Here is a 12,518-nt window from a genome sequence, read left to right as displayed (position 1 = left end):
TGCGGAACCGACCCTGAGCAGGCGCCCGCCCTTTCCTTCAGAGGTACTTGATGGGGTTCACCGGTCGGCCGTTGATCCGCACCTCGAAGTGCAGATGCGGGCCGGTGGAGCGGCCGGTGGAGCCGACGCGGGCGATCAGCTGCCCCTTCTCCACGCGCTGCCCGGTGCGCACCAGCAGCGCGGAGGTGTGGCCGTACAGCGTCTGCAGCCCGGAGCCGTGGTCCAGGATCACCGCCTTGCCGTAGGCGTGGTACCAGCCGGCGTAGATGACGATCCCGTCGCGCGCCGCGGTCACGGGAGCGCCGTAGGGGGCGGCGATGTCGATGCCGTCGTGGTGACGCCAGCGCCGCCACCCGAAGCGGGAGGTCAGCCGTCCCCGGGCCGGCCAGACGAACCCCTGGGCCAGGGCCACGGCGGAGGAAGCCACCGAGGCGGCCGACTCCGCCAGGGCCTGCGCGGTACGGCGCGGCGGCGTGGAGACCATGCCGCGCGCGGGAATCCGCAGCTGCTGCCCGGCCTGTACCCGATCGGGGCTGTCCAGCCCGTTGAGATCGGCGATCTCCTCCACCGTGGTGCCGTAGGCCCGGGCCACATCCCAGAGGGTTTGTCCCTGGTACAGCCGGATCGTGACGATGCGGGTGCCCGGCCGGAGGGCGGCGGAGGTCTTCCGTGCCGGGACCTTCTTCACCGGCTCAGCGGTCACCAGAGTTCCGCCCGTCGGAATGACCAGGCGCTGGCCCGTCCGGAGCAGCGTTCCCTCCAGCCCGTTGGCCTCCATGATCGCCTCGACGGAGGTCCCGTAGGTTTCGGCCAGGGACCACAACGACTGGCCCTCCCGCACGGTGACGGTGACCTGCTGCTCGGGCCCGCCCTCAGGGGCGGGGGTGACGGAGACGGGCGGACTGGTGGGGAGGATCGAAGAAACCGAAATGGTGACCGGCAATTGCTGGACGGGAGCCAACAGGCGCGTCAGGCGCGCCTCAGCGCGGGCCTGATCCAGGAACGGTTCGGGCCCGGAGGCCGCGCCGGAAGGCACCGGGTAGGTCGGCTGAAGCAGAAGCACACAAAGGGTGAGGAACGCACACGCATAGCGGCCCGCCGCGCCTGCCTGCATCCGCCCACCTGGTCGAGTAAGTTGCCCGAAGGGACAGCCCGCGCGGAGCGAACCGGGAGCACCCCCGAGTACCGGCCCTCCGCGGGGAGAATCGCCGCTGCATGGATGCGATCCCCCGCCTGGACTTCGGGCTCGCTGTACGGGAGTCCTGCCCGCCGGAGGGAACTCCTAGACAGCGAAGGTCTGTTCGAGTTTCCGGACGCGCCCGCGCGCGTCGTCGCGCGTGCCTTCGGACCTTTGCGCGGTGTTCCCCTACTGAAGGTCTTCTTCGGAGCTCTTCACGATCGAGCGGAGGAACGCCTGATTGTTCGGCGTCTTGCGCAGGCGGTCCAGGATCAGCTCGGTCATCGCCACCGTGTCCAGCTGCTCCAGGCTCTTGCGGAGGACCCAGACCTTGCGCAGCTCCTCCTCGGTCAGCAGGAGCTCTTCTCTGCGGGTACCGCTCATCTTGATGTCGATGGCCGGGAAGGTCCGGCGCTCCTGGAGCTTGCGGTTGAGGTGCAGCTCCATGTTGCCGGTGCCCTTGAACTCCTCGTAAATCACGTCGTCCATGCGGCTGCCGGTGTCGATCAGGGCCGTGGCGACGATGGTCAGGCTGCCCCCCTCCTCGATCTTCCGTGCCGCGCCGAAGAAGCGCTTGGGCCGGTGCAGCGAGGCCGGATCCAGCCCGCCGGTGAGGGTGCGCCCCGAGGGCGGGATGACCAGGTTGTTGGCCCGGGAGAAGCGGGTCAGGCTGTCCAGCAGGACCACCACATCCCGGCCGCCCTCCACCAGGCGCTTGGCCCGCTCCAGCACCAGGTCGGCGACCTGGATGTGCTCCTCCGGGGGACGGTCGAAGGTCGAGGCCACCACCTCGGCCTCCACGGAGCGGCGCATATCGGTGACCTCTTCGGGCCGCTCGTCGAGCAGCAGCACCATGAGGTAGATCTCCGGGTAGTTGTTGACGATGGCCTGACCGATCTTCTTGAGCAGCGTCGTCTTGCCCGCCTTCGGCGGCGAGACGATCATCGCCCGCTGCCCCTTGCCGATGGGCGCGAACAGGTCCACGATGCGGACGGTGAGATCCCCGTTGGACTCCAGCTTGATCCGCTCGTAGGGGAAGACCGGGGTGAGCCGCTCGAAGTCGGGCCGGTTGCGGGCCTGCTCGGGATCCAGCCCGTTCACCGCCTCCACGCGCAGCAGCGCGTAGTACTTCTCATTGTCCTTCGGCGGGCGCACCTGGCCCAGGACTTCGTCGCCGACGCGCAGGCCGAAGCGCTTGATCTGCGAGGGGGAGACGTAGATGTCCTCCGGGCCCGGGAGATAGCCGTCGTGGCGCAGGAAGCCGTAGCCCTCGGCCATGATCTCCAGGATGCCGGCGCGGAACATGAGGCCCGACTGTTCGGTCTGGGCCTGCAGGATGCGCATGATCAACTCCTGCTTGCGGAACCGCCGGTAGTTGGCGACGTTGAGCTCCCGGGCCATGTCCTGGAGCTCATCCATCGTTTTGGCTTCGAGTTCTGCCAGTGCCGCCATGCGTACCGATCCCTTCCTAGACTTTGGTCTTCTTGCGCTCCAGGTCGGCCTGGAGCTTGCGCCAGTCGGCCAGGAAACGCTCCTGGCCGATCTCCGTCAGCGGGTGCCTGAACAGCTGCTCCATAACCCGGAACGGCATCGTGGCGATGTCCGCTCCGGCCAGCGCCGCCCCGGTGACGTGCAGGGGGTGACGGAGGCTGGCCGCCAGCACCTTCGTCGCGAAGCGTTGGGTGCGATAGACCTGGACGATCTCCCGCACCACGGCCATCCCGTCCTGACCGACATCGTCCATCCGTCCCACGAAGGGGCTGACGAACGCCGCGCCGACTTTGGCCGCGAGCAACGCCTGGTTCACGGAGAACACCAGGGTGACATTGACTCTGATACCCTCGAGACGCAGGAGCGAGGCCGCCCGGATCCCCTCCGCCGTGCAGGGGACCTTGACGTAGACGTTGGGCGCCCAGGACGCATACTCACGCCCCTGGGCGACCATCTCCTCCGCCTCCTCCGCAGTGGTCTCCACGGAGATGGGGCCCGGGGTGATGGCGGCGATCTCCCGGATCAGCGTCCGGTGATCCATCCCCTCTTTGCTCACCAGGGTGGGATTGGTGGTCACGCCGTCCAGCAACCCCCAGCGCTGGGCCGTGCGGATCTCGTCCAGGTTTCCGGTGTCCAGGAAGAACTGCATCGTCATCGCCCCGTCGCTTCGATGTAGGCGACGTCGCCCACGTCGCCGATGTTCAGGAACAGCACGGTGTCACCCGGCCGCAGGTCGCGCAGCTCCGCCGGCCGGTCGTTGCGGTAGACGGCGTGGTGGCGCGCCACGCGGTAGGTGCGCAGGGCCTTGCGGTCGTCCTCGATGGTGAGTTGCGCCGGGGAGCCGGAGACCGGGTCTTTCAGGATACCCTTGCTGAATCGGTACCGGTTGAGCATCGTCATCACCACGTCCAGCGCCTGCGCCACCTCGGCCCGGGTGGCCCGCTGCGCCGGCCGGAACTCCCGGTTGCCCACCAGGCTCACCAGGCGCCGGTCCAGGGCCGCCGCCACCGACCCGCGGGCGGCGGCCGGAATGGTCCCCGCGTCCGTGGCGGCCAGAGCCTCCGCCGGGGCGTCGCCGAGACCGACGGCCCGGGCGCCGACCGTGGCCAGTTCGAGCCGGGAGACCTCTTCCTTCGGCCGGAAGGTGTTGTCCGGGTACGGCGCCATGACCCCTTTGTTAAAGAACAACGAGAGCTGGGTGGGGGCGGACTTCGTCGTGTGCACGGCAATGATCTCGTAGCGCCCCGGCCCCACCGGGTCGTCGCTCTGATCCAGCTGCTTCCAGCGCGTCTTCCACTCGAACTGCCGGCCGGCGACCAGGACCACGGGCTGGTCCATGGGCAGGAACGGCCGGCCCAGCGACCACTTGGCCACCTCGGTGCCGTCCGCGGCCCGAATGATGAAGTCGTACAGCTGGGAGTTCACGTGCTCGAACTGCACATCGGCGGGTCCCGTGTTGCGCACGGTGAAGGTGATCTCGATGAGATCTCCCGGCTGGTACACCGCCTTGTCGGTGCTCAGGGTGTAGACCAGGGCCCCCTTCTTCAGCTCGACCTTCCCCCGGGCCTCCGCGGTGGGGGAGATGCTGCCGAGGTTGACCATGGCCGCCACCGCCGGCTGCTGATCCCGCGGGATCTCCGCGCTGTCCCGGAAGGCGGGCAGGACGGCCGCGCCGGTCTCGAGCCCGAGGGCCCGCACCATCAACACGGCGAACTCCCCCCGGGTGACGCTGCCGCCCGGGTTGAACGTCGTCCCCGACGTCCCGCGGAAGATCCCCTTGGCCGCCAGCCGCTCGATGGCGCGCTGCATGGGCAGCCCCTGGATGTCCGTGAAGATGGCCCCCCACCCCGGCGCCGCCGCGACCAGCACCCCGGTCAGGAGCAACACCGCGCGCGCCATCCATCGTAACCCCTTGGGATTCCTCATGCCGTCTCCTTTGTCCCGCCTCGCAGTTGGGAGCGCCGAGTACCGATGGTGAACACCCCGGGAGAGAGTCGGGGTGCCGTCACGTTCAGGCCACTGGACAGTCCGGTCGTGCGGCCAAATTCGGAGGTCGCTTCGCTTCCTCCCGGGGGAATCCCTGCTTGATGTATTATACCCTACATCCGCTCCGGCACGCGAATCCCGAGCAGCCCGAGCCCGGTCCGCATGACCTGGGCCGTGGCCTCGACCATGGCCATCCGGCTGGCCCGCAGGCTCTCGTCTCCGGCCTGCTGCACCGGCACCTGGTGGTAGAAGGCGTGGAACACCTGGGCCAGGGCGAAGAGGCAGTTCGCCAGCAGGTGCGGGGCGTGGCTGTGGGTCGCCTCGCGCACGGCGACGGGGAACCGGCTCAGCTGCTTGACCAGCGTCCACTCTTCGGCCGTCTCCAGGGCCCGGCCGTCGATCCCGCCGGGCGGGGGCGGAGCCTCGCCGCGGCGCCTGATCCCCTGGGCGCGCACATAGGTGTACTGCAGATAGGGGGCGCTGTCGCCCTCCAGCGACAGCATCCGCTCCCACTGGAAGACGATGTTCTTCACCCGGTTCTGGGAGAGGTCGGCGTACTTGATGGCCCCCACGCCGACGATGCGGGCCACTTCGTCCTTTTCCGCATCGGAGAGCTCCGGGTTCTTCTCGACCAGCGCGCGGGCGCGGGCGATGGCTTCCTGGAGGACATCTTCCAGGAAGACCACGCGCCCGCGACGCGTACTCATGCGCCCCTCGGGCAGGGTGATCAGCCCGAAGTCGACGTGGACGAAGTCCACGCCCGTGTACCCGAGCTTCCGCAGCGTGGCGAACAACTGGCGGAAGTGCAGGCGCTGGTCCGCCCCGACGACGTAGATTAGCCGGCTGGGCCGGTAGGTCCTGATGCGGTAGACGGCCGCGGCGACGTCCCGCGTCGGGTACAGGGTGCGGCCGTCGCGGCTGCGCAGGATGAGGGGCGTCTCGATGCCGACGTCCTGGAGGGGGACGATCAGAGCCCCCTGGTCTTCCACGGCCACGCCCTTGCGCTGCGCCTCTTCGACCACCTCCTGGGCCAGTTCCAGGTAGGCGCTCTCGCCCCGCCAGGAGTCAAAGGTCACCCCCAGCAGGTCGTAGATCTTGCCGAACTCGGCCAGGCTGACCGAGACGATCTCCTCCCACATCCGGCGGGCTTCGGGATCGCCCTGCTCCAGGCGCAGCGCCCACCGGCGCGCCTCCTCGCGCAATCCCGGCTCGCGGCGGGCCTCGTCGTCGAATTTCACGTAGAGCCGCAGCAGCTCCCGGATCGGGGCGCTGCGGTACGCCTCCCCGTCCAGCCACTGCGTCATCCCATAGAGCAGCGTGCCGAACTGCGTCCCCCAGTCGGCGTAGTGATTCACGCCGATGGCCCGATACCCGCTGAAGGCGTAGAGGCGGCGCAGCGCGTCGCCGATGATCGTGGAGCGGAGATGGCCCACCGACATCGGACGGGCCACGTTCGGCGAGGAGATGTCCAGGACGACGGTCTGGCCTTCGCCTTCCGTCCCGCTGCCGTAGCGCTCCCCCAGACGGGCGATCTCCTCCAGGACCCTCCGGCCGAAGGCGGTGCGCTTCAGCCGGACGTTCAGATAGCCGCGTTCCCCCTGCAGAGACTCCAGCAGGCCCCCGGGGGGGATGCGCTCGGCCAGGTGTCGGGCGATCTCCTCGGGCGACCGCCGGAGCGTCGAGGCCAGGCTGAAACAGGGCACGGCCAGGTCCGCCTCTACCCCGGCCGGCGGTAGAACCACGGGGACGTCCACGGACTCGCCCAGCGCCTCGCGGACGCCCGATGTCACCTGCGCCGCGGCCTCGTCGAAAGCGTAGGCGGGCATCCTACTGCGTGCGCTCGGCCAGCGTCACGTCCACCGTCAGCCGACGGCCGTCGCGCACCAGCTCGATCCGGACGCGGTCGCCCGGTCGCTTTGTGAACAACTCGCGGATGAAATCGTTCCAGTTGTTGATGGACCGGCCGCCGACCGCGACAATGATGTCTCCCGGCCGGATCCCCGCCCGGGCGGCGGGACTGCCCGGTTCCACCTCGCGGACGATGATGCCGTGATCCACGGGCAGCCGGTACTGTCGGGCGATGCTGGCGTCGACGTCGCCTCCCCAGGCGATCCCCACAAAGGGCCGCACCACCCGTCCCCGGCTGATCAGCTGGTCCATGATCGCCCGGGCCGCATCGATGGGGATGGCGAAGCCGATCCCCTGCGCCTGCTGCACGATGGCCGTGTTGATCCCGATCACCTCGCCGGCGCTGTTGGCCAGGGCCCCCCCGCTGTTGCCCGGGTTGATCGCCGCGTCGGTCTGAATCAGGTTCTCCACGAGGAGTCCGGGGACTTGAATGCTGCGGTTCAAGGCGCTGATCACGCCCACGGTCACGGTGTGGCCGAGTCCGAAGGGGTTGCCGATGGCGACGGCCATCTGCCCGACCCGCAGCCCCCCGCTGCGGCCGAGCTGCGCCGCAGGCAGCGGCTCCGGGCTGTCCACTTTGATCACGGCCAGGTCGGAAAACCGGTCGGTGCCGACGACCGTTCCCTGCAGGGTCCGGCCGGACAGCAGCGTCACCTTGATCTGCTGCGCGCCTTCCACGACGTGGTTGTTCGTCAGGATGTAGCCGTTCGGGCTGACGATCACCCCTGAACCGGCCCCCTGCTGCGGGAAGACACCGAAGAAGGTCTGCACCTGCGCCACGGTGTCGATGTTCACCACCGCGGGGCGGACCCGTTCCACGACCCGGATGATCGCCGCCTCTTCCCCGATCAGCGGGGACGGGCCGCCGGGCGCAGATGCGGGCGGGGCGGGCTGCGCCGGGGCCGGCTGCGCCGGGGCGGGCTGCGCCGTGACGGGCGGGGCCGCCGGGGGCGCCGGAACCGTCGGCGGCGAGCCGGCCACGCGGTCGGCGAGACCGGGCAGATACCGCGGGACCACGGTGTTCCCGAGAACAATGGAGCCGGCGATGGTGATGATCAGCAGGGTAAGCAACGCGCCGGGCGTTGTGCGACTCCTCATGCTGCGCCTCCTTCGGAATAACGATACCAGATGGCGGGAAGGAGGAGAAAGGTACGCGGTCGTCGTCGGTGAAGGTGTTTCTCCGGGCGGCCGGTACGCTATAATCGAGAGACTTCACGGGAGCATCGAGCGAGGCGGTCTGTGCTCAACTGGCTCCGGCGTCCCAAATACGGATCCCTGCAGCGCCGCGAGATGCCGGCCGGCATCTGGGCGAAGTGCCCGCGGTGCGCCAACCTCATCTACCGCAAGGAGCTGGAGCGCAACCTGCGGGTGTGCCCCAGGTGCGGCTACCACCACCGCCTCTCTGCGGAGGAGCGCCTGGCCATCACGCTGGACGAGGGCGGTTTCACGGAGTTCGACGCCCGGCTCGGATCCGGCGACCCGCTCCGGTTCGCCGGCTACGCCGAGAAGCTCGAGGAGGCCCGGCGGCGCACCGGACGGCCGGAGGCGGTGATCTGGGGGGAGGGGACGATCGATCGGTGGCGCGCCGTGGTGGCCGCCCTGGACTTCTATTTCATGGGCGGCTCGATGGGCTCGGCGGTCGGCGAAAAGATCGCCCGGGCGGCGGAGTATGCCCGGGAGACCCGGCTGCCCCTCATCATCTTCTCCGCCTCGGGCGGCGCGCGCATGCAGGAGGGCGCCCTGTCCCTGATGCAGCTGGCCAAGACCTCCGCGGCGGTGGGCCGCCTCCACGACAGCGGCGTGCCCTACGTCTCGGTGATGTGCGACCCGACCACGGGAGGCGTGACGGCCAGTTTCGCCTTCCTGGGCGACATCATCATCGCCGAACCGGGCGCCATGATCGGGTTCGCCGGCCGGCGGGTCATCGAGCAGACGATCCGGCGCAAACTCCCGGACGACTTCCAGACCGCGGAGTTCTGTCTGCAGAAAGGCCTGATCGACATGGTGGTGCCGCGGGCGGAGATGCGGCGGACCCTGGCCTCCCTGCTGGCCTTTTTCGGCGGGCCGCGCCGCGAGCTCCCGCAGCCGGCCGCCGCGACCGAGGGAGCGTCACCGCCATGACCGACCCTGCCCCTGCCGACCTGGACCGCCAGCTGCGGGAAGTGGAGGCGGAGATCGAGCGTCTGCGGCGTCTGGCCCGCGAACAGAACCTCCCCTTGAACGGCGAGATTGCCGTCCTGGAGGAACGGGCGGAGGCGCTGCGCCGCGACATCTACACCCATCCCAGCCCCTGGCACATCGTGCAACTGGCCCGGCACCCCCAGCGCCCCCGCCTGATGGACTACGTCTCCGCCCTGTTCACCGATGTCCTGGAGGTGCACGGCGACCGCCTGTTCCGCGACGACCCGGCGATGTTTGCCGCCCTGGCCAGGTTCGAAGGCCAGCCGGTGGTTGTGGTCGGTCATCATAAAGGAAAGGACACGAAGGAGAATATCGCCCGGAACTTCGGCATGCCCTATCCGGAGGGCTACCGCAAGGCGCTGCGGGCCATGAAGCTGGCCGAGAAGTTCCATGCGCCGGTCATCGCCTTCGTCGATACGCCCGGCGCCTTTCCCGGGGACGCGGCCGAAGAACGGGGCCAGGCCGAGGCCATCGCCCGCAACATCGAGGAGATGAGCCGCCTGCAGACGCCGGTGATCGTGGTGATCACGGGCGAAGGGGGCAGCGGCGGGGCCCTGGCCATCGCCGTCGGAGACGTGGTCCTCATGCTGCAGTATGCCGTGTACACCGTCATCTCCCCGGAAGGGTGCGCGGCGATCCTGTGGCACGACGCCAGCCGGGCCCCCGAGGCGGCCGCGGCGCTCCGCCTCACCGCCGCCGACCTGCGGGATCTCGGCGTGGTGGACGAGGTCCTCCCGGAACCCTTCGCCGGGGCCCAGCGCGATCCGGAGGCGGTGTTCGCCGAGGTCCGCGAGGCCCTGCGCCGGCAGCTGCAGGCGCTGCGACAGGTGCCGGCCCAGGAGCTGGTGAATCGGAGGTATGCGAAGTTCCGCCGGCTCGGCGTCCTGGAGGAGAGCGCGCCGGCCGGACCGCGTCCATGAGCGACAACGAGGCGTTCGACGTCGAGCAGATCCGCGCTGTGATCCGCCTGGCGGCCGAGGCGGACATCGCCGAACTGGAGGTGGAGTCCCCCACCCTGCGGGTGCTGGTCAGGAAGGCTCTGCGGAGCGCCGCCCCCGGTGCCGCGCCCGGCACCGCGCCCGCCGCCGGCTCCGGGACGGGACGGGACACTCCGCCCGCCGAAGCGGCCCCTCCCGAATCCGCGATCGCCGCGGCCAACCATCTGCAGCCGATTACCGCCCCGATGGTCGGCACCTTCTACCGCGCGCCCAGCCCCGACGCCCCGCCCTATGTGGACGAGGGGGACATGGTGGACGCCGGCCAGACGGTGTGCATCATCGAGGCCATGAAGCTCTTCAACGAGATCAAGTCCGAACTCCAGGGGCGCGTGGCCAAGGTCCTGGTGGAGAACGGCGCCCCCGTGGAGTACGGCCAACCCCTCTTCCTGATCGAACCGGCGCCCGGCGGCGCGTGACCGGCGGGGGATGTTCCGCAAACTCCTGATCGCCAACCGGGGCGAGATCGCCGTCCGCGTCATCCGCGCCTGCCGGGAACTGGGCATCCGCACCGTCGCGGTGTACTCCGAAGCCGACCGCCACGCCCTGCACGTGAGGCTGGCCGACGAGGCGTTCTGCATCGGGCCGCCGCCGGCCGCCGAGTCGTACCTGAACATCCCCAACATCATGAGCACGGCCGAGCTGCTGGGCGTGGAAGCCATCCACCCCGGCTACGGCTTCCTGGCCGAAAACCCCCACTTCTCCGAGATCTGCCAGGACGTCAACATCGCCTTCGTCGGCCCTTCGCCCCAGGCCATCGCGGCAATGGGGAACAAATCCCAGGCCCGGCAGCGGATGCGCGCCGCCGGCGTGCCCGTCATCCCCGGCAGCGACGGCCCGGTGCGCAACGAGGGCGAGGCCCTGGAGGTGGCCAGACGCATCGGTTTCCCGCTGATTGTCAAAGCCTCGGCCGGCGGGGGCGGCCGCGGAATGCGCGTCGTCCACACCCGCGACGACCTGCGCCGCGCCCTGCAGACCGCCCAGGCGGAGGCCGAAGCGGCCTTCGGCAGCGGGGAGGTCTACATCGAGAAGTACGTGGAAGAACCGCGGCACATCGAGGTCCAGATCCTTGCCGACACCCACAAGAACGTCGTGCACCTGGGCGCGCGGGACTGTTCCATCCAGCGCCGGCACCAGAAGCTGCTGGAGGAAACCCCGCCGCCGGGGCTGCGCGAGCGGTTCCTGCGGGCCCTGGGCAAGGCGGCCGTGCGGGCCGCCCACGCCATCGAGTACACCGGCGCGGGCACCGTCGAGTTCCTGGTGGACCGGGACGGTCACTTCTACTTCATGGAGATGAACACGCGGATCCAGGTCGAGCATCCGGTGACCGAAATGGTCACCGGGATCGATCTGGTCAAGCAGCAGATCCTCATCGCCGCGGGAGAACCGCTGCCCTTCTCCCAGGGGGAGATCGCCTTCCACGGCCACGCCCTGGAGTGCCGGATCAACGCCGAAGACCCCCGGCTGGACTTCCGGCCCGCCCCCGGTACGATCACCGAGTTCATTCCCCCCGGCGGACCCGGGATCCGCGTGGACACCCACGTCTACAGCGGCTACACCATCCCGCCCTACTACGACTCCCTGATCGCCAAGATCGTCGCCTGGGCGCCGACCCGGGCCGAAGCCATCGCCCGGATGCGCCGGGCCCTGACCGAGTGCGTCATCGCCGGCGTGCCCACAACGATCCCCTTCCACCTCCAGGTCCTGGACAACGCCTTCTTCCGCCGGGGCGAGGTCTACACCAACTTCGTCCAGCGCCGCATCGACCTGGCCACCGTCTGACCGCCACGAGCCGCCCGAGGCCCCGGGCCCGACCCTGCGGCCTCCCTGGGGGAATCCCGACGGCGGGCCCGAAAGGAATTGACAACAGAGTTGAATCCGGCGCGACCGGAGGTGGGGGGCATGTCCTTCGTGACGCTGTTGACGTTGGTGGTCGCCGTCATCATCGTGGGGCTCTTCATCCTCACCTCGGCGATCAAGATCGTCCGCGAGTACCAGCGGCTGGTGGTCTTCCGCCTCGGCAAGTCCATTGGGAAGAAGGGCCCGGGGCTGGTCTTCCTGATCCCCATCGTCGACCGTCCGGTCTGGGTGGACCTGCGCGAGTTCTTCCTGGAGATTCCCTCCCAGACGTGTATCACCAAGGACAACGCGCCCATCAACATCGATTTCCTGATCTACTTCAAGGTCCTCAACCCCGAGTACTCGGTGATCCAGGTGGCGGACTTCGCCGGCGCGGCGCGGGGCATCGCCACCACCACCTTGCGGGCCGTGGTGGGCGACATCAGCCTGGACGATGTGCTGGCCAAGCGCGAGCAGATCAACCAGGTGCTGCGGGCCAAGCTGGACGAGGTCACCGAGCGCTGGGGCGTGAAGGTGACCACCGTGGAGATCCGGGAGATCCTGCCCCCGCGCGAGGTGCAGGAGGCGATGACCCGGCAGATGTCCGCGGAGCGCACCCGGCGCGCCGTGGTCACCGAGGCCGACGGCAAGCGGGAGGCGGCGATCAAGGTGGCCGAGGGCGAGAAGCAGGCCGCCATCCTGCGGGCCGAGGGCGACCGTCAGTCGGCGATCCTGCGCGCCGAGGGCTTCTCCCTGGCGTTGGACAAGATCTTCGCCGTGGCCAGGAACATCGACAGCAAGACGCTCACCCTGCAGTACTTCGAGGCCCTGAAGGCGCTGGGGCAGGGCGAGAGCACGAAGTTCATCTTCCCCCTGGAGTTCACCAAACTCCTGGAGCCCCTCACGGGCCTGCTGGGGGACCGGGGGGAGAAGAAGTAGCC

11 protein-coding genes are annotated in these 12,518 nt (G+C 69.3%); 5 read left to right on the top strand and 6 right to left on the bottom strand.

Going from position 1 to position 12,518, the window contains the following annotated elements; translation table 11 throughout:
* Positions 1-37 precede the first annotated feature (37 nt).
* The 6 genes from QN141_08000 to QN141_07975 form a co-directional block, all read right to left on the bottom strand.
* Complete coding sequence (locus QN141_08000; protein ID MDR7558417.1) at positions 38-1,036, bottom strand: M23 family metallopeptidase; 999 nt, start codon at positions 1,034-1,036, stop codon at positions 38-40.
* Between the two features lie 330 nt (positions 1,037-1,366).
* On the bottom strand, positions 1,367-2,629 hold the full coding sequence (gene rho / locus QN141_07995; GenBank protein ID MDR7558416.1) for a transcription termination factor Rho: 1,263 nt from the start codon (positions 2,627-2,629) through the stop codon (positions 1,367-1,369).
* Positions 2,630-2,645: 16 nt separating this feature from the next.
* A complete protein-coding gene (gene fsa / locus QN141_07990) occupies positions 2,646-3,317 on the bottom strand; it encodes a fructose-6-phosphate aldolase (protein MDR7558415.1) in 672 nt (223 codons plus the stop codon).
* A gap of 2 nt (positions 3,318-3,319) precedes the next feature.
* Positions 3,320-4,594, bottom strand: a complete 1,275-nt coding sequence (locus tag QN141_07985) for an S-layer homology domain-containing protein (GenBank protein MDR7558414.1) — start codon at positions 4,592-4,594, stop codon at positions 3,320-3,322.
* A gap of 173 nt (positions 4,595-4,767) precedes the next feature.
* A complete protein-coding gene (gene argS / locus QN141_07980) occupies positions 4,768-6,480 on the bottom strand; it encodes an arginine--tRNA ligase (GenBank protein MDR7558413.1) in 1,713 nt (570 codons plus the stop codon).
* Between the two features lies 1 nt (position 6,481).
* Positions 6,482-7,660 (bottom strand): trypsin-like peptidase domain-containing protein, encoded by a 1,179-nt coding sequence (locus QN141_07975; protein ID MDR7558412.1) that lies wholly within the window; start codon positions 7,658-7,660, stop codon positions 6,482-6,484.
* A 141-nt stretch (positions 7,661-7,801) separates the two neighbouring features.
* On the opposite strand from QN141_07975, the gene accD reads away from it, so the two are divergent.
* From accD to QN141_07950, 5 genes are all read left to right on the top strand, one after another.
* Positions 7,802-8,683 (top strand): acetyl-CoA carboxylase, carboxyltransferase subunit beta, encoded by an 882-nt coding sequence (gene accD, locus QN141_07970; GenBank protein MDR7558411.1) that lies wholly within the window; start codon positions 7,802-7,804, stop codon positions 8,681-8,683.
* Positions 8,680-9,663: an acetyl-CoA carboxylase carboxyltransferase subunit alpha gene (locus QN141_07965; GenBank protein MDR7558410.1), complete on the top strand. Its 984-nt coding sequence runs from the start codon at positions 8,680-8,682 to the stop codon at positions 9,661-9,663. Before accD ends, QN141_07965 begins: the two co-directional genes overlap by 4 nt.
* The gene (accB, locus tag QN141_07960) at positions 9,660-10,157 is read left to right on the top strand and encodes an acetyl-CoA carboxylase biotin carboxyl carrier protein (protein ID MDR7558409.1); all 498 of its coding nucleotides are present in this window, start codon (positions 9,660-9,662) and stop codon (positions 10,155-10,157) included. The genes QN141_07965 and accB overlap by 4 nt, the downstream gene beginning before the upstream one ends.
* A gap of 10 nt (positions 10,158-10,167) precedes the next feature.
* Positions 10,168-11,520: an acetyl-CoA carboxylase biotin carboxylase subunit gene (gene accC / locus QN141_07955; GenBank protein ID MDR7558408.1), complete on the top strand. Its 1,353-nt coding sequence runs from the start codon at positions 10,168-10,170 to the stop codon at positions 11,518-11,520.
* 120 nt (positions 11,521-11,640) lie between these two features.
* Positions 11,641-12,516, top strand: a complete 876-nt coding sequence (locus QN141_07950; protein ID MDR7558407.1) for an SPFH domain-containing protein — start codon at positions 11,641-11,643, stop codon at positions 12,514-12,516.
* The last annotated feature ends 2 nt before the right edge of the window (positions 12,517-12,518 follow it).

Source organism: Armatimonadota bacterium, assembly GCA_031459765.1.
In the GTDB taxonomy this organism is placed as follows: domain Bacteria; phylum Sysuimicrobiota; class Sysuimicrobiia; order Sysuimicrobiales; family Kaftiobacteriaceae; genus Kaftiobacterium; species Kaftiobacterium secundum.
Note: the sequence above shows the minus strand (reverse complement) of the source record. Positions and strands in the feature narration are given on the sequence as shown.

Bases quoted from the DNA above. Each gene is read 5' to 3' on its own strand.
- rho (MDR7558416.1), bottom strand. From the start codon at position 2,629: ATGGCGGCACTGGCAGAACTCGAAGCCAAAACGATGGATGAGCTCCAG.
- fsa (MDR7558415.1), bottom strand. From the start codon at position 3,317: ATGCAGTTCTTCCTGGACACCGGAAACCTGGACGAGATCCGCACGGCC.
- QN141_07985 (MDR7558414.1), bottom strand. From the start codon at position 4,594: ATGAGGAATCCCAAGGGGTTACGATGGATGGCGCGCGCGGTGTTGCTC.
- argS (MDR7558413.1), bottom strand. From the start codon at position 6,480: ATGCCCGCCTACGCTTTCGACGAGGCCGCGGCGCAGGTGACATCGGGC.
- QN141_07975 (MDR7558412.1), bottom strand. From the start codon at position 7,660: ATGAGGAGTCGCACAACGCCCGGCGCGTTGCTTACCCTGCTGATCATC.
- QN141_07965 (MDR7558410.1), top strand. From the start codon at position 8,680: ATGACCGACCCTGCCCCTGCCGACCTGGACCGCCAGCTGCGGGAAGTG.
- accB (MDR7558409.1), top strand. From the start codon at position 9,660: ATGAGCGACAACGAGGCGTTCGACGTCGAGCAGATCCGCGCTGTGATC.
- accC (MDR7558408.1), top strand. From the start codon at position 10,168: ATGTTCCGCAAACTCCTGATCGCCAACCGGGGCGAGATCGCCGTCCGC.
- QN141_07950 (MDR7558407.1), top strand. From the start codon at position 11,641: ATGTCCTTCGTGACGCTGTTGACGTTGGTGGTCGCCGTCATCATCGTG.